This window comes from Zobellia sp. OII3 (genome assembly GCF_002211465.1).
GTDB classification, from domain to species: domain Bacteria; phylum Bacteroidota; class Bacteroidia; order Flavobacteriales; family Flavobacteriaceae; genus Zobellia; species Zobellia galactanivorans.
The window spans coordinates 378,494-396,531 of the sequence record NZ_MWRZ01000003.1 but is presented as its reverse complement, the minus strand read 5'-3'; the positions used below and the strand labels follow the sequence as shown (position 1 = coordinate 396,531).

The following is an 18,038-nucleotide window of genomic DNA, read 5'->3' as shown; positions in this document are numbered from 1 at the left end:
CAAAAGTGGCTTATTTTCAGGGGATTTCAAAAAAAATTAAATTTATATAAAAAAGGGCTTGGAAAATAAAGTAATCGACTTATATTTGCACCCGCATTAAGGGAATCAATCCTGTATATGTTTGACCTGGTAGCTCAGTTGGTAGAGCATCTCCCTTTTAAGGAGAGGGTCCTGGGTTCGAGCCCCAGCCAGGTCACCAAATAAATAGTAGCCTCTTCAAAATAAAGAGGCTTTTTTATTTAAACACCTGAGCTTATTTTTTTAACAGAATACGCTTTCGTTCTTTACTTTTTTTGACCTGGTAGCTCAGTTGGTAGAGCATCTCCCTTTTAAGGAGAGGGTCCTGGGTTCGAGCCCCAGCCAGGTCACCACACCGGATATCCTCCGTGAGCAAAACCTCGTAAATCACATGATTTTCGAGGTTTTTTTGACTTGGTTTTTACCTAAACTGAATCTTAGTGGATCATGACCAATTGTTGTGTTTATGCAAAAATTGTCGTCAATCTGTAAAGGAAGAATTCTACATTTTTCACCCCTCTGAACTGTGGCCTGAACGCTTTAATTTTTGCGTTGAAGGATTCCGCAGAAGCATTCGTACTTCTATTTATAAAATAGTTTAGGATCGACCTATAATTGAGTGATATCGTATTGGCAATGGTATTGAAGGGGATCATGACCAATTGTGTTTCGGAATTTATAAAATTGTTGTGGAATAAATCCGATCGCCCATCGACTAGGCTCCCTCCCGCGCTACTTACGCTGTGGAGCCTACCTTAGATATCGAACTCGGTTCCATTGGATATCTCCTTCAGCACAAAATAACTCTCCAACACGCCTATATTATCGATCTTAGACAGTTTGGTCCTGACGAACTCATGATAGCCCTCAAGGCTTTTCAAATGAATTTTCAGGAAGAAATCTACCTTGCCTGCCATGTGGTAACACTCTTGCACCTCCTTTAATTCCTTTATCTGCTTTTCAAACGTATCGATAAACCCCTCATTGTGATACCGCAATGAAACCATGCAGATGGCACTTACGTGTTTCCCCAATTGTTTTTTGTTTAAAAGGGCCACATACTTTTTTATAAAGCCCCTTTTCTCCAAGCGCTTTATTCGTTCATAGACCGGAGAAGCCGTCATATGGAGCGATTCGGCTATTTCCTTGGCCGTCCGTTTCGCATCGACCTGCAAAATCCGTAAAATTTTTAAATCTATCTCATCGATCGTTTCCATAGCAGTTAAAATTACTGGTGAGCTCAATACATTCACCTCTATAAAGGAAAATATATTTCATATTTATCAATATAAAGCTAAAACTACTTATTTTATTAGTATTTAAAGGTTTTATTGTGGCAAAAATACTTGTTTACATAACTTTATACTTATTAATATAAAGATATGAGCAAGCAAAAAATTTTGGTTACCGGGGCTAACGGTCAGTTAGGGACCGTGCTTAGCAAGGCCCTAATTGAACGATATGGCAATGATTCGGTCATCACTTCAGACCTTAGGGATAAAGCTAATTCCCCAAACGTTCATGAAATTTTAGATGCTACCGACACTGCCGGTCTCAAGCGTATTATCACTACCCACGGTATTACGGAAATCTATCATTTAGCGGCGGTTCTTTCGGCCAAGGGTGAAGAAGATCCCATTCGCACTTGGGAAATCAACCTTAAAAGTCTGCTTTCGGTTCTAAGTGTCGCGGCCGAACATATGTTGAACAAAGTATTTTTCCCTAGCTCAATTGCCGTTTACGGTGGTGACATCAGAAAATGGGATACGCCCCAAGACGCCCCATTGAATCCTTCTACCGTTTACGGGATAAGCAAGGCTGCGGGCGAAAACTGGGCCAATTACTACTTTACCAAATACGGATTGGACGTGCGTTCCTTAAGATACCCTGGCATTATCGGGCATGAATCCCTTCCCGGTGGAGGCACCACCGACTATGCCGTCGATATTTTCCACAAGGCCGTTCAAGGCCAAAAATTCGATTGTTACCTGCACGAAGATGCCACACTGCCCATGATTTATATGGACGATGCCATTAGGGCCACCATTGAACTTATGGAAGCCCCTAAGAACTGTATCAGCATTCGAACTTCCTACAATTTACAAGCTGCCAGTTTTAGACCAAAGGATGTCGCAAAGGCCATCAGAAAGTTCTATCCCGATTTTCAAATCGACTATAAGCCCGATTTCCGACAAGACATCGCCGCTAGTTGGCCTTATTCATTAGATGACAGTAAAGCCCGCGAAGATTGGAAATGGCGCCCACAATTTCAATTGAAGGATATTGTGGCAGAAATGATTTCGGAATTAAGTAAACAATACACTAAACAAGGTTATAAGACATGTACGACAATATAAAACAACAGTTTCAAGAAGAACTGGACTCCCTTGAAGCGTCCGGACTATTTAAAAAAGAACGTATCATCACTACCCCGCAAGGGGCCTGCATCGACACAAAAGACCACACAAATACCCTCAACTTTTGTGCGAACAACTATTTAGGGCTTTCTGCCGACCCAGATGTCATTGAAGCCGGTATAGATGCAATGATGACCTATGGTTTCGGACTTTCATCGGTACGCTTTATCTGCGGGACCCAGAACATACACAAAGAACTGGAACAAAAGACGGCGGAATTTTTAGGTATGGAAGATTGCATCCTTTATGCTGCCGCATTCGACGCCAACGGAGGCGTATTCGAACCGCTACTGTCAAAAGAAGATGCCATCATCTCTGACGAATTGAACCACGCCAGCATTATAGACGGCATACGCTTATGCAAGGCCCAAAGGCACCGCTATAAGCACAACGACATGCAGGCCCTTGAGGAGGAACTAAAAAAAGCCTCTGGCGCAAGACGAAAACTTATCGTCACCGACGGGGTCTTCTCTATGGACGGAACTATTGCCCAACTAGATAAAATCTGTGACTTGGCCGAGAAATACGGGGCCATGGTAATGGTAGACGAATGCCATGCCACCGGATTTATTGGGGAAACCGGAAGAGGAACCCATGAGTACAAAGGTGTAATGGGCCGGGTAGACATCATTACCGGCACCTATGGAAAAGCCTTGGGAGGGGCCTCGGGAGGTTTTACGGCCGCCAGAAAGGAAATCGTAGCCCTATTGCGACAAAAGTCGAGACCTTACTTGTTCTCCAACACCCTTGCCCCGGCCATTGCAGGGGCTTCTTTAAGAGTTTTGGAACATTTGGAAAACTCCAATGAGCTTATTGAAAAACTCCGACAGAATACGGAGCAATTCCGAGCTGGAATGACCCAGGCCGGCTTTGACATCATACCGGGCACACATCCCATTGTTCCCGTAATGCTTTACGACGCGAAGTTGGCGCAGCAGTTTGCCTCAAAACTTCTAGAGGAAGGAATTTACGTGATAGCCTTCTTTTATCCCGTGGTACCCAAGGAAAAAGCCCGTATACGAGTGCAACTTTCCGCATCGCACACGCAAGAGCAAATCGCTAAGGCCATAGCCGCATTTACCAAAGTGGGCACCGAACTCGGCGTATTGAATACGCTTGTGTAAAATACCATGCCCTAGTTGACAACACGGGGGGGGGGTGTTTCAATAAATTCCGCGTAAATTTAGAAGATGAAAAGAAAATACTACCTAAAGCCCATTTTATACGCCCCCCCCTGTATCACCCCTTCGATATTTGCTAAAACCTCGCTCGAATATCGGTCGTTTCCCCAAGGTCTTAGCTTTGCAAGTGACTGGCAAAACTGGCCCAACAGAAATTGGATAGGATCGGAATTTTGGGGGAATCGACTGCAAGATTGGAATAGGACCGGGAAGGCCATCGTTGGTTCGATCTCTTACGTCAAGGAAGGGCCAAAAGCGTTCTAGGCATTACCGACGACAGCAAATTGTTGTTGCCGCTTCCCGCCAGTCAGATAGCTGCAGACCCCGCACTTATTCAAAATCCGGGATACTAAAATAATCAAGGAAAAGCAGCTAAGACGACACGGCCAAGAGGTCTTACCCCTTACCCTCCTCCACCCTTGCCCCATGCTCACTTTTCTCTTCAATGGACGTATCAAAACCATTAAAAATAGCCAAGGCATGCCTTGGCTATTTTTTTATACCCTATTTATTCCTCTTTATTCCTCCTTGAAAAACTTTCAACAAATCCCATCACAAACCCATAAATCATTTCTTCTGATTTTCAATATATTAACGATTTCACCGCTCACTTTCTCTATTTAAAATTTACCCCGTATCGGTCCAAAATTCATCACCTGGGGAAATTCGCCCCGCATTTAAATTGCCCCTGTTTTCAACACACCTCCTTAACCATTGACAATTAAGCAATTACACTCATCGGCAAAAGCATTTCTTTTATAGGCATACTCTTTGACGTTAGTACTAATTCATCCGTAAAGAAAGCGGAATAGCGCCCTTAGCACCTAGTTTTTTTTTAGGAAACACCCTTGACAGACGGAATGCCAAGATGAAGATGGAAATGAAGAACAAACAATACCCCATTGTAAGGCGACCCTTGAAATCGTTATTCCATTCCATACGTAGTTTGCTCCTATTTCAAACAGTGGAATTCACGGTCGTACCTATAAAAAGAATATCGATTCTCGTCCCACTGACCAACTAGATCGTCATTCATACCATTCCCATTGAATGACTTGCAAGTGAACTTTGAAACAAAGGGCCGAAACGCCACAGTAATAATAAAAATATAAAATTATGAATGTATCACAACCTTTTTATGCGCACGAACCCGATAGTCGTATCATGATGGAAAAAGATAAGGTAGAAATTTCCGGTTGGACGGAACACCTTGAGTTCATAAATGAAGAGTTAGACTACCTAATGGACATTGAAGACCGCATGCTCAACAATTCACAGTTGTACCAACAACTGCAAGAATTGCAAAGAGAAAACCGATCACACATCGGAAAGCTCTACAAATACAAAATGAACATTGGCAATATAATCGAATGTGATACGGCCGAGTGCGACGCCTTTTATCTGCATAAGCACGAAGCGAGTCGCAAATTATACCTTGAACATGTCAAAAAATACAGAAGCATTAAAACACAGGTATTATCACAAATTCTTTTACACGCAAAAACCTAGATATTCAAAATGATCAAAGGTCTTAAAACTAAGATTGCCCCTCCCGATAAAACATCGGGAGGATCAAAGGCCCCAAAGACATATCGGGGCCCGAAAGCTGCCCGATCGCCGAGCACGTCCATTTAAAAACAAAACAATTAAAACAACAATCATGGGAAAAAAGCTACTATTACCAACCGATTTTTCAAAAAACTCGTTGAACGCTATGGAATACGCCATTCAACTCTACAAAAATGAGGACTGCGATTTTTACATTCTCAATACGTACGCCAAAGATTCCCATAGCCTAGATAGTGTTGCGCTCTTAGATCCCGACGAAGCCTTCAATAAGCTATCGGAAAATAGGTCAAAACAAGGTCTTGGAGATATATTGACCCATTTGACCTTTGAAAACGACAACCCGAAACATCGCTTCCACGTTATGTCGCGCCCTTATCCCTTCTTAGATGCCGTAAAAGACGTGGTTAAATCAATGCAAATCGATATGCTGGTCATAGGGGCCAAGGGCATGACCAATAGACGGATGGGCAAGTATGGCAAAACCGCACTTTCGGTGATAGAACAAATCAGAAACTGCCCTGTTTTGATCGTTCCAAAAAATGCCGTTTTCAACGAACCCAAGGAAATCGTATTGGCGACCAATTTTAAAACCGATTTTAACCCTAGCGAAATACGACACTTGGCCGAAATTGCAAAACTCAGCAAATCTAGCATTCAAGTACTAAGCTTAGAAGATCCCGATTCGTTAAACGATAGGCAAAAGGCAAATAAAAAGCTGTTGAGCACCTATTTTGAAGATATCGACCATACATTCAATACCGTACGCAACGTAGAGATGCCCACGGCCATAAACTGCTTTGTGGAGATCAGACGCAGCCATATGGTAAGCTACATCAACAAGAAGCGCACTTTTTTACAAAAGATGGGCCTGGGCCAACCCGCACTGGGCAAGTTGGTATATTTTGAAAATGTCCCGGTTCTGGCCCTAAACGACAAATAGAAAACCAAGGCCCCAACCTCACTGATACATCCACCATCAAGCATGTCCTTAGCAATTGGTTATAGTATTTCAAATACCTGTCATTTATTTCACGTATTCGCTTTCTTAGTTCTTTCTATGGCTTAATTTTGCAAACGGAATTTCTATAAAGAAATATATGGAAGAAGGTTTGCATACAATTCTATATGATTATTTGTTAAAAACGGGAATGAGCGAAGGCGTCGCATCGTACCTGAACTTGTTGATCGTATTGGTAAGCTCATTAATTTTAGCCTGGTTTCTAGATTTGATAATCTGGCGCGTTTTGCGTAACCTATCCTTACGGTTCGCCCGAAAGTCGAAGACCAATTTCGACAATTTCTTGGTGATGAACAAGGTGCCCCGTTATGTGGCCCATATCGTTCCTTTGACCATCTTGTTCAAATTCTTCCCCTTTGCCTTTTTTCATTTTGAATATGGCGGTATTGTCGCACTCAAAATATTACAGATTACCTTTGTTATATTGACCCTGTTTATAGTCAAGAGTCTCTTTAGGAGCACGAACGACTATCTAAAGACCAAGCCACGGTTTCGCGATAAACCTATGGATAGCTACATCCAGGTCTTTATGATCTTTGCATGGTTTGTGGGCATCTTGACCATTTTTGCCATCATTACCGATGTTTTGATCTGGAAGTTTTTCACCGCCCTTGGTGCCGGCTCCGCCGTAATCTTGCTCATATTCAAAGATTCTATCTTGGGTCTGGTTGCGAGTATACAGGTCAGCATTAACGATATGGTGCGTATTGGCGATTGGATTACTTTTGAAAAATACGGTGCCGATGGTAATGTCAGTGAAATCACGCTCGCCACGGTAAAAGTGCAGAACTTTGATAAGACCATCACTACCATTCCCACCTATGCCTTGATCTCCGATTCATTCAAAAACTGGAGGGGCATGGAGAATAGCGGTGGTAGACGAATGAAGCGCGCCTTGGTCATCAGCCAAAGAAGTATTCGCTTTTTACATCCAGAAGACATTGAATCCTTTAAAAACATCGAGCTTATACGAGACTACCTGAGTACGCGAGACGAGCAGATTACTTCGTACAATACGGCCAACGGGGTAAATAAGGAACTAGCCATCAATGGAAAAAATCTCACCAATATCGGCGTTTTTAGAAAGTATGTGATCAATTATTTACAGAACCACCCTGCCGTAAACAAGGGAATGACCTTGATGGTACGACAGCTAGCCCCCACCACGCAAGGGATTCCATTGGAAATCTATGCCTTTAGTTCTGACAAACGTTGGGAAAACTACGAATATATCATGGCCGACATTTTCGACCACCTCTTTGCCGCATTGCCTTATTTTGATTTAGAAGTTTTTGAACTGCCTACTTCTTTACAAGGAAAGGAGCCGAATGTGTCTTTTTCCTAATCCCATGAACCGGTACATTTTAACAAACCATATCCAACACCTACGACAACCTATTATTTTATCAGTCTCAAACCAACAGGGACAGCAAGGATACCGTTACAAAACCGGTTATGGCCAATAAGGATGTCATCACTGTCCAACTTCCAAACGTCTGCTTTTCCGTCAGTCCTAAATATTTACTCACTAACCAAAATCCACTATCATTTACATGGGACATCATTGTGGCTCCAGAAGCAATTGCAATTACGATAAGGGCCTTTTGAGGTTCTGAAATGGTATCTGCCAAAAGTGGTGAAGTAAGGCCCGCAGCCGTAATCATAGCCACTGTGGAAGACCCCTGTAAAACACGGATCAGTGCAGCGGCGATAAAAGCAAACAACATAATACCCACTCCCTGCTCCGCAAAATATTGAGCTAACATTTCACCTGTTCCTGTATTCACGAGCATTTGCTTAAAAACCCCACCTGCGCCCGTTAGCAATATAATAATTCCCGCGGGGCCCATGGACCGGGTCGTGATGTCCAATAACTTCCCCCTTGTAAAACCTCTCCTTCTACCTAAGGCATACCACGCAATGAGGTTCGCTATTATTAAGGCAGAAAATGGATGTCCGATCATCGCCAACCATTCCAACATATTTTTCGATACAAACCGTTGATTAAAAAGGGGGCTATTTAATAGGGTATTTAAAACAATCAATACAATAGGAATAGCTATTATTCCTATTATCAGACGTACGGAGGGAAAACTATGCGTTACCCTATCCCCCATTTCCAGAGTGGGGGCATTCACATGAATTTTCTTCGCAACATACTTCGCAAATAATGGGCCGCATATGATCGCGACCGGAATGCCCGTTAAAAAACCGAAAAAAATAACCCATCCTAAATCGGCCTTTACAATATCGGCAACCGCAACCGGCCCCGGTGTTGGCGGAATAAATGAGTGCGTTATGGCCAAACCCGCCAGCAAGGGGATACCATAGAGCAACAACGACTTACCTGTTTTGCGTTGAAGCGCATATACCATGGGCACGAGAATAATAAATGCTACATCAAAAAACACGGGAATTGCTACAATAAAACCAGTTAACATTAAGGCCCAAGAAGACCTTTTTTCGCCAAATCGAAGCAAAAGAAACCTTGCCAAGGCCTCCGCACCTCCCGAATGTTCCAAAATAGCTCCGAACATAGCCCCCAAACCTACCACTACGGCGACGAAACCAAGGGTACCTCCCATTCCGATTTGTATGGTATCTATTATAAGTAAGGGTTTCATACCTGACAAAACACCGACAGTAATACTAGCAATCAGAAGTGAAATAAAAGCTTGTATTTTAAAACGAAGTATGAGTACAAGTAAGACACATATACCAATGACAACCGAAAGCAAAAGAGAAACATCAATCATAATAAAAACCAATCTATATTAAAAACATATGTAAATAACCGGGTCCCCACCCTGGGCCTGCATTTAGGAGATTGCCCATATAGAACTTAAGAATACCGGGCTACGAGAAAACCTTGCTAAAATAAAAGGTACGAAACGTATGATCCGTACCTTTTAAAGCAAAAACTCAACTAAACTAATAGTCTCCTGTTTCTATTGATCCCACCAGACCTTGGTATCTAGATTGTCTGGGCCCATTCTATTGACGGCTTCATCCAAGTTCGTCTTATTGACCGCAACCTCTTCGGTAGGATATGTTAACCTATTGATGAAATCACCGGATATATCCTGTCCAGCAACGGAATTCGCCGTGAGTTTTGGAAAACCCGACCTTCGAAAATTGGCAAAGGCTTCCGGCCCGTTCATAAAGGATGCCACCCAATATTGGGTATTGATCTGTTCTAAGGCGTTCGCCTCGTCAAATGGGTGGTTCAAAATATAAGCATCTATATCGGCAGGATCTATTTCCATGCTGGGATCGTGTAAGGCCATCTGCTCCATATGGGCGCGCACGCCCCTTTCATAATAACTTGCAGCCTCTCCCGTCACCCATCCCCTAGTGGCGGCCTCGGCCAGCAACAACTGAGTTTGGGCATAGGTAAGGATAAATTGGGCACCATCAGATTTAGCGATTCGAGATCGATCCGCTTGGCTAAAATCATATAAACCAACCAAGCCCATATCATTGGCAACTTCCCCTATGGAAGCATCGGTATTCCCCATAGGCATCCCTACTTGAAGTGCCGGATCATTCGTAGCGACATCCCCCGTTTGATCTGGGCCCGAAGCAGCCCCTACATACCTAACGGAGATAGCGCCCAATCTAGGATCGTTCATACCCGAAAGATAATCTACAAAGACATCCACCAAATAAAAGTTATTTGCCTCCGCCCCATTTAAAAAATTGCCCGTGGCATTTTGATAATTAGAATCATGCCGAATCACAAAATTATCATCATTTGATTCTAGAAGTCCTCCCGAAAAGGCTGCGGAAACGGTAGTCTGTGCCAAAGTTGGATCAACTTTTGAAAGTCGCATCCCCAACCTGAACATTAGGGAATTTCCCAGCTTTTTCCATTGGTCGATATTACCTCCATAAAGCACCTCTCCTTCATAAATATCCGCCGAATCGCTCAATGCGGCAGTAGCATTGGCAATCACTTTAATCAAATCCTTATATATTTCTTCTTGAGCGTCATATTTTGGAAAGGAAATCCCTTCGGAAATTCCCTTTCCCGCTTCAAAATAGGGAACATCGCCATAACTATCCGTTAAAGACATAAAAGCATGGGCCTGAATAATCAATGTCATATTCAGCAAGTTGCTCTTTTCAGGTTGATTCTTTAACTGCGTCACTATGTCGCCAGTGTGTTTAATAACATTTTGGTAGTAATCGTTCCAATGTTTATTGGTCGCCCCGCGATTGTCTTCATTAAAATTCGCTCCGGACAATATTCCTGAATTGGGAGTTACAATTTGCTGCACTATTCCCAAATCGTAAATAAGTTGTCCCTCCGTATAAGAACTGCCAATAATAGCATTGTTCAAAAGAAATACCTGCTCTATTTCGTCACTACTTGGGTCGATCGTGTTCGTATTTAATTCATCAAAGCCGTCATCACAAGAGGCGAAGAAAAAAAGCAATGCGATAACAGTAAGCCGTATATGTATATGTTTCATTTTATTTTGTTTTTATTGTTCAGTAAACTCAAAATCAACCTCCGTTTAAAATTTAACGTTAAGATTAAAGCCCAAACCGCGTGTAGTAGGAACACCGGTACTTTCCAAACCTGAAAGGTTATCCGAACTGTTACCGAAAGAGTCCGGATCTATATTCGGAACCCATTTTTTCAGTATTAGAACATTATTGGCCACAAGGCTCAATTTTACGGTCTTAAGAGGAGAACTTTCAGGTATGAACTTTCTGAAATCATATCCGAAAGTGATTTGCCTAAGTTTCCAGAAGCCTGAATTATAAATTATTGGTTCAATTATCTGTTTCGACCTAATAACTTCCCAATAGTTCTGCGAGGGTGTCGCCACCGTATTGGTTTCACCTGCGGCATTGACACCTTCCCCAATGACCCCCGTATCTCTTCCCGGCAAGGTTTGTTTGTGCAAACCATGTCTAGTGGCGTTAAAATTCGTACCCGAAATCATTTTTCCGCCCAATTTAAAATCTATTAAGAACGATATATTAAAATCCTTGTAACGAAAGTTATTGGTAATACCTCCCACATGCCTAGGCAAAGCACTTCCGAAGAATACAATATCATCGGTCCTTTCCGCTCTACCGTCGTCTGCGAAAATTTGTCTTCCTTCCGCATCCCGTTTAAAACCATAACCTGCCAACTGCCCTATTTCTTCCCCTACAACTTGGTACAAGAAGCCATTGTATACATGCCTCCCCACTAAAATCTGTTCGCCAGGTTCATCGGTCAGTAGTTTGACCACCTTGGTCTTATTCTGCGTTAGGTTTACCGAAGCATCCCATTGAAAATTTTCGGTCTTGATCGGAGTTCCCCTAAACAACAACTCAACACCGCGAGTATTGCTTTCCCCACTGTTCACCAAGGTTTGGTCGTAACCCGACGAATTTGAAATTTGACTGTTCAAGATTTGATCTAATGTTGTTTTGTTATAGACGGCCAAATCCAACCCTAAACGATTGTTGAACATCCGTAAATCGATACCCACTTCAAATTCCTTGACGCGCATCGGCCTTAAATTGCCGTTTGGAAGAACGGTCGTATTTGCACCGGCTACAGGGCTTTGACTGCCGTTCGGCGTAGAAAACAAATTAGAATTGATTGCATATGACAATTGGTCGGCATAGGGTTGTACATCGGTATCACTTCCTACTTCGGCATAGGACGCCCTAAGTTTACCAAAGGTCAACCAATCTGTTTTTATATGGTTCGAGAACACATAACTGCCGGATAGAGAAGGATATAAAATACTTCTATTGTCTTCTGAGAGGGTAGAAAACCAATCATTTCGAGCTGTTACACTTATAAAGTAAGTGTCTTTAAATGAGAAATCGGCCGAACCGTACAAGGAGTTGATAGCACGTTCCAACAAGTTATAAGTGGGTGTTTTCACCCTTCCATTCTCAACTGTGTACAAACCACGAACAACAAAATCCTCTACAAATACACTTGTCAGATCCGTCCTACGGTTCATTTTATTACCTCCCAAGTTTACATCTATTCCAAAGTCTCCAAATTCTTTGTTGATTCTCAACAACACATCAATATTGGTTTCCCTGAACTTTAATGTTTCCTGTGTGTATTCTCCATTTACAAAACCATCGGGAGCGGGTCTTATAGACGCCTGTCCTGTGGGATAGCCGTTATAATCTTGGAATCTTGACCAATAATCTTGGCCCACCCGGCCTTGAAGGGATAGCCATGGGGAAAATTTGTAGTTCAATGCAATATTCCCAAAAACCCTATCGCGTTCTATATGGTTGAATTGCTCTGACAATGTAAAATACGGATTCGTTCTATTTCGAAAACGAGAATAGACATATTCATTGCCATCTGCATCATACCTATTCGCCTTCAAAACATCCAAAGGCATGGAATTGGCCAAATTGGCAATGGAGGTAGTGACCGTATTATCTTGTTGCCCGATGTTTGGTGGGTTGGTATTTTGCTCGTTAGAATAATTAATATTCGTAGTAAAGCTAAATCGGTCAGAAAAATCGTGACTTACCCCCAGATTGATGGTTCTTCTTTGAAATTCATTATTGGGAACAACGCCTTTGCTCTTAAGGTTAGAAACGGAAAGGTTAAAACCTCCTTTTTCACTTGAGCCCGATAGACCAAGTGAATTCGTTACATCTAACCCATCTCGATAAAACTTACGTATCCTATTGTACACCGGCTCATAAGGCAATTCAATTCCATCGAACAAAACTTGTGTTAGACCTGGTTCAAATTTTTCCCCAAAAGACCATTGCCCCGAGGTAGGGTTTTCGGAAGTGGGCCGAATCCCGTTTTCCCCTTGCCCGTATTCATACTGGTAGTCGGTAAAATCCAAAGGAGTATTGTTCATCACATTCATAGTATAGGTAACCCCTATACCACTGCCACTTCCCCTTGTTTTTGTAGTAATCAAAATAACACCGTCTTTGGCACGTGAGCCGTAAAGTGCCCCTGCCGAAGCCCCTTTCAAAACCGTCATACTTTCAATATCATCGGGGTTAATACTGGAAAAACCATCCCCTCCATCGGAAAAAACGCCACTTCTTCTTCCCCCATCTTCTGGATTGGCGCCAAAAGACGTATTATCTATCGGCACACCATTAACTACGATTAAAGGATTGTTAGCACCCGAAATGGAAGACTGCCCCCTAATACGAACTTTTGACGACCCTCCAGGCCCGGTGCTCAATGCCGATATGCTTACACCTGCCACCTTTCCCTGTAAGGAGTTCATAAAATTTGAACTTCTATTTACATTTACTTCTTCGGGATCTACCGATGAAACGGCATACCCTAATTTCTTGGCATCTTTTTTAATTCCTAAAGCCGTTACCACCACCTCGCTCAATACCTCCGAATTTTCACTTAATTGAACATCGATGTTCGTATTTTGGCCTATAGGTACTTCCTTAGCAGCAAAACCTATGGAACTAAACACTAATATTGCACCACTAGAAACCTCTATGGAATAGTTTCCATCAAAATCCGAGGCCACCCCATTTGAAGTCCCTTTTTCCACTACCGAAACACCGGGAATAGGTTGTCCATCAGCGTCGGTTATACTACCTGAAACGGTTTGTTGCAAAATCAAGGAACTGCCCTTGCTAGGCAATCTATCACTTGAAAATGCATTAGCTCGTGTAGAAAACAATGAAACCGTAATCAAGGTCAATAATAGTTTCATCGTCAATTTTAGCTCAGATGATTTGACACTCACGAGCTTAAACTGCTTATAGTTTTTCATATCTTTGAAATGTTAATTATTCGACTAATTTTTTGTTAGTTAATTTTCAGCGAGATGTGCTGGCACACATCTCGTTTTTTTTTGTCTATTTCATTCGCTTATTGTATTAGTATTCGTTTCGGTTAGTTATATCTTTCTTAATAAACAGACCCAGTCTGTATGTGCCATACCTTTGGCAACCGGTGGCATACCTAAAGGTTTCACGGAGCCTCCCGTAATATTTTCAACAGTACCTTCTTGAAGTTCACCTCCATTTAAAGGGTCGAACCAAAGCACCTCAAATTCTCCGGCTGCTTCCGTAAGATCTATTGTAGCCCCTTTTGTATCAGGTAGGAACAGCGCATATACCTTACCCTTTTCCCCAAAACAATAAGCTTCTTCTATATTGACCAAGCCGTGTTCGGGCCGCATGTTCCAATACGGAAGGTTCTCCTCAAAAAATACACGGGCATGGTTTGATATTTGCCATAGTCGATTGCGCTGCCGCCAGTCTTCAGAATTTAAATCATTGTGTGGATGCTTGGCCCCGAAATACCACTCTACTCCCGCCCCGCCGGAAAGTAAGGTACCCCAAAGCACATATTTTCTTAAGCTTTCATGGGTAGGGTCTTCACTATCGAGCACGGCCCCTTGAAACCATTTCCCAATTTCATCCATGGTAATGAGCCATTCGTGTCCCGCTTCCCTTGATTTGTTTTTCCATCTTTCGATGACCTCAGCGGTTTGTTTTCTTTCGTCTTGCTGCAATGAAAGTCCGTCTACATATGTATACCCCACAATCGAGTCTAAAATATCGCTGCGCAATGGGTCATGCGAATGCGTATGTAGCAGTACGGGATGTTGGTACGGATCCGACTCCTTGATAAATTTCGCCATAGCCCTTCTTTGGGCGTCGTTCTGACCTAGGGGAGACCAATCGGCAGGCCCATTTTCCTCGCCTAAATTCCATGTAAGGCCTAAATGGTGGCCAAAGCGGGCCATCAACTCATTGAGATAGAGCCTTCTTAAAGGCCCGGTATCGCCTCCGTCCAATAGGGTCTCGTTCTCCGTTTCTTGTAGTACCACGTGCAACATCATTCCTCTTGACTGCATATGGCGAAAAACGATTTCCCATTGTTCAAGTTTACTTACGTCAAAACGATCTAACTCATCGGGTTTTGTATAAGGCCACACATCCTTACCGTCACCTAAAAGATTCATGGTCAAAAAATAAACCGAATTCATTCCCGTGGAGGCAAGGTAGTTTATAGCTCCGATCAAGGCTTTTCCTTTGCCGTCCTTCCAAGTGGGGTCGCCCGATTTCCAATCGTTCAGATGTAAGGGGTACGAATGGATTTCATCAGTAGTACTTGCTTCTCCATCCTCACTCGAGGATTCTATCCGATAGGTATCGTCAAAATCAACATAGCCCAATAGGTTTTCAGGACTGTTGGTACCGACTTTCATCCAGTATTTATCCGTTCCTTGAAACTTGTAATAGCCTTTGGAAGCTACCAGCCTTCCATGTGCCCTAAAATCAACACCTTCCTTATCAGATTGGATTACTTTAAAACCACCCGTGGCGTTTGAAATAGAAAGTTTTTCCGCCCCAGAAATATCGCCTTTTATAGCGATGCTATCTTTATGGTACAACTCTGCGGAATAGGTCCACTTCCCCAATCGATCCGGTGTAAACCGAACTCTCCAGATATTTCCTTTGTCGGAACTGCTTTCCGAAGCATTCCCATCGGCGGCATAGAAGCCCCTAATGGTATAATTGGTATCCGCATGCTTGAATTCTACATTTAGTCTGTAGTTCAAAAATGGATTATCGCTCGCATTTTCGGAGGTTTGGGGGCCTTCAAAATCGATTTCGACCGTGTGCCATTGTTTACGGATTTCTGTAAAATTAGAATCCATTACGGCTTCCGTTACATTCGTTTGCATGGGTAACCTCAACCTTTCGATGGTCGTTAGTTCCGGTCCACCGCCACGGTTACCACTACCTGCGGCTATATACACATAATCGCCTACAATGGCATATCCGGTGCCGTGACGGCCTTGAATCATTGATGGCCATTTCCGCCATGATCTTGTATTGATGTTATAAGCTTCCACCTCATTGTGAGCCGCCTCATGTGCCGTACTCTCCCCACCACCAATAAGCACCTCGTCATTCCATACGAACGCGGCATTACCAGCTCTTTGGGTGGGTATACCTAAAATCTCGGTAACCTTTTGCCATTGCTTCCTTTGAAAATCGTATACATTGCCATATGGGTTGGTGAGCGCCATATCCTCACCCGTTTTTTTAGATGTTTTACGACCCGCAAAAGCATACAATTTATTGTTTGCCACTACGGCGTGGAAGTGATCACGGGCATCAGGGGCATCTGATAGTGCATGCCATTCGCCAGTCTTTGGGTCATATTCATCTAGCCACGATTGGTAACCGTTCATATGCCCTTTGGTAATACCTCCTACCACATATATCTTATCGTTATAGGAAACCACACCTGCTCCACCTCTTCTACGATGTTCCGGTATTTTATGACCGTAGACATATTCATCTTTTTCCGGATAATAGACAATGACTCGATCCAAGGGTGTTTCATTGGGCCATTTGCCTGTCATGGCCCCGATGATATACACCGCATCGCCCAAAACCACGGGTTGAAAATGGTGTATTTCGATTGGTGTTGGAGATTTGGCCGACCAAGTATTATTTTCGGTATCAAAGACATCCGTAGGGTTGATACGTCTACCTCCTATAAGGAGAATTTGGTTCTTATACGCCACCATTCCCGCCTCGTGCCGAGCCGTTGGCTTACCTTTTGCCTCCACTTTTTCCCATTGCCAAACGTTCGGTTTGGTCGGGGCGCAACTCGTAACGACCAAAAAGCCGAACAGCCCTACAACGATATGATTGATCGCTAAAAAGAAGCCTTTTCTATGTAATTGGGTAATTGTCATTTTGTCGTAATTATTTTTTATCAGTTATTATATCTATCAACTCTTGGTAGGGGATACCGTCATCGGAAAGCAGTCCAAAACTGCCACTTTTATAGTTCCAATTCGCATAGCCAATACCGGTTTCCCCAAACAGGGACACCATGTCTTCATACCACATAAGGGCATCTCGTTTAGGAGCTCCGGCAATTATACCGAACTCACCACAGTACAGTGGCAACCCTAATAATTTTGCTTTTTCAATCGGTTTTTTCCATAAATCTAACAAGGTGGCCTTATCAAATTTTACGCCTACCCATTTTTCAACCGAAGGCTTCACTGCCCCGGGAAGGGTTTGAAATTCCTTTTCAGTGAGAATGATACCAGGGTAATGGACGGGACCCTTATAATTTTTTAGATCCGTCCAACTTGCACCATAATGACTCAACAAAAAAGGAATATAGAAGTGAAAGCTCAACAAAATGTTCTTGTCCCCTTCAGGAACTCGGAGTAGATCAAACGTATCTACCGATTGCCACCTATTGGAGCCTATTACAATGGTTCTTTGGGGCTCAAGTTTACGAATAGCGTCAAAAGCGTTTGCCAAGAGTTCGTTCCACGATTCATCATCATCGGCTACGGCCTCGTTCATGAGTTCATAGGCCAAAAGTGAATTGGGGTATTTGCTTAAGGCTTTCGATAAGTCACGCCATAGATCAAAGAATTTCTCTTGTTCCTTTTTATCCGTCCACAAGGGCTTTTCTTTCGCATTAAAATGATGTGACCGCAGAATGTGAAGGTCTACTATGACCTTAAGCTTGTATTCCACGCACCATTCAATACAGTCATCCAACAGTTGAAAGGCGTCTTGATGTCTTTGCACATTCTCATCCCACATTTGTTCCTCATCGATCGGCAATCTGATATGATCAAACCCCAAGTCCGCAATGGTCTTTACATCCGACTTCGTAAAAAACTTTTTACGCTCCTCTCCCCTCCGATCACTTTGCGACAACCAATGGGCCACATTAGTACCTTTTTCTACCTTAAAGCCATTGGTATTGACATGCTTCTGCACCTGCCCATAAGAAGCTATGGCCAACAGCAAAAACACACCTCCCACTCCGCTTTTCATTATTTTCATATATAAGTCCATAGT

12 protein-coding genes and 2 tRNA genes are annotated in these 18,038 nt (G+C 42.9%); 7 read left to right on the top strand and 7 right to left on the bottom strand.

The annotated features are described in order from the left end of the window. Window positions 1–123: 123 nt before the first annotated feature. Both B4Q04_RS12480 and B4Q04_RS12475 read left to right on the top strand, forming a co-directional pair. Window positions 124–199: transfer RNA gene (locus B4Q04_RS12480), tRNA-Lys, on the top strand. 96 nt (window positions 200–295) lie between these two features. Continuing rightward, window positions 296–371: transfer RNA gene (locus B4Q04_RS12475), tRNA-Lys, on the top strand. Between the two features lie 111 nt (window positions 372–482). Here the strand turns inward: B4Q04_RS12475 and B4Q04_RS12470 are convergent. Both B4Q04_RS12470 and B4Q04_RS12465 read right to left on the bottom strand, forming a co-directional pair. After that, window positions 483–698, bottom strand: a complete 216-nt coding sequence (locus B4Q04_RS12470; RefSeq protein WP_262508236.1) for a transposase — start codon at window positions 696–698, stop codon at window positions 483–485. A 75-nt stretch (window positions 699–773) separates the two neighbouring features. After that, window positions 774–1,235: an Lrp/AsnC family transcriptional regulator gene (locus tag B4Q04_RS12465; RefSeq protein WP_013994350.1), complete on the bottom strand. Its 462-nt coding sequence runs from the start codon at window positions 1,233–1,235 to the stop codon at window positions 774–776. A 165-nt stretch (window positions 1,236–1,400) separates the two neighbouring features. Between B4Q04_RS12465 and B4Q04_RS12460 the strand changes: the two genes are divergently transcribed. From B4Q04_RS12460 to B4Q04_RS12435, 5 genes are all read left to right on the top strand, one after another. Further along, entirely contained in the window at window positions 1,401–2,375 is a 975-nt protein-coding gene (locus B4Q04_RS12460) for an NAD-dependent epimerase/dehydratase family protein (protein WP_013994349.1), read from the top strand. Then, complete coding sequence (gene kbl / locus B4Q04_RS12455; protein WP_088697000.1) at window positions 2,360–3,559, top strand: glycine C-acetyltransferase; 1,200 nt, start codon at window positions 2,360–2,362, stop codon at window positions 3,557–3,559. The genes B4Q04_RS12460 and kbl overlap by 16 nt, the downstream gene beginning before the upstream one ends. A gap of 1,173 nt (window positions 3,560–4,732) precedes the next feature. Beyond that, window positions 4,733–5,125 carry a hypothetical protein gene (locus tag B4Q04_RS12445; protein WP_013994340.1) on the top strand — a complete coding sequence of 131 codons (393 nt, stop codon included), beginning with the start codon at window positions 4,733–4,735 and terminating at the stop codon, window positions 5,123–5,125. Between the two features lie 151 nt (window positions 5,126–5,276). Further along, window positions 5,277–6,125, top strand: coding sequence for a universal stress protein (locus B4Q04_RS12440; protein ID WP_088696999.1), 849 nt, complete (start codon window positions 5,277–5,279; stop codon window positions 6,123–6,125). Between the two features lie 157 nt (window positions 6,126–6,282). Further along, window positions 6,283–7,548 (top strand): mechanosensitive ion channel family protein, encoded by a 1,266-nt coding sequence (locus B4Q04_RS12435; protein WP_088696998.1) that lies wholly within the window; start codon window positions 6,283–6,285, stop codon window positions 7,546–7,548. A 67-nt stretch (window positions 7,549–7,615) separates the two neighbouring features. On the opposite strand, the gene B4Q04_RS12430 is transcribed toward B4Q04_RS12435, so the two are convergent. The 5 genes from B4Q04_RS12430 to B4Q04_RS12405 form a co-directional block, all read right to left on the bottom strand. Beyond that, window positions 7,616–8,959 (bottom strand): GntP family permease, encoded by a 1,344-nt coding sequence (locus B4Q04_RS12430; RefSeq protein WP_088696997.1) that lies wholly within the window; start codon window positions 8,957–8,959, stop codon window positions 7,616–7,618. 192 nt (window positions 8,960–9,151) lie between these two features. Beyond that, on the bottom strand, window positions 9,152–10,678 hold the full coding sequence (locus B4Q04_RS12425; protein ID WP_088696996.1) for a SusD/RagB family nutrient-binding outer membrane lipoprotein: 1,527 nt from the start codon (window positions 10,676–10,678) through the stop codon (window positions 9,152–9,154). A 45-nt stretch (window positions 10,679–10,723) separates the two neighbouring features. Further along, window positions 10,724–13,951 (bottom strand): SusC/RagA family TonB-linked outer membrane protein, encoded by a 3,228-nt coding sequence (locus tag B4Q04_RS12420; RefSeq protein ID WP_201723395.1) that lies wholly within the window; start codon window positions 13,949–13,951, stop codon window positions 10,724–10,726. A gap of 126 nt (window positions 13,952–14,077) precedes the next feature. After that, on the bottom strand, window positions 14,078–16,903 hold the full coding sequence (locus B4Q04_RS22460) for a DUF5060 domain-containing protein (RefSeq protein WP_123772369.1): 2,826 nt from the start codon (window positions 16,901–16,903) through the stop codon (window positions 14,078–14,080). Between the two features lie 10 nt (window positions 16,904–16,913). Then, window positions 16,914–18,035, bottom strand: a complete 1,122-nt coding sequence (locus B4Q04_RS12405; RefSeq protein ID WP_236631015.1) for a glycoside hydrolase family 5 protein — start codon at window positions 18,033–18,035, stop codon at window positions 16,914–16,916. Between the last annotated feature and the right edge of the window lie 3 nt (window positions 18,036–18,038).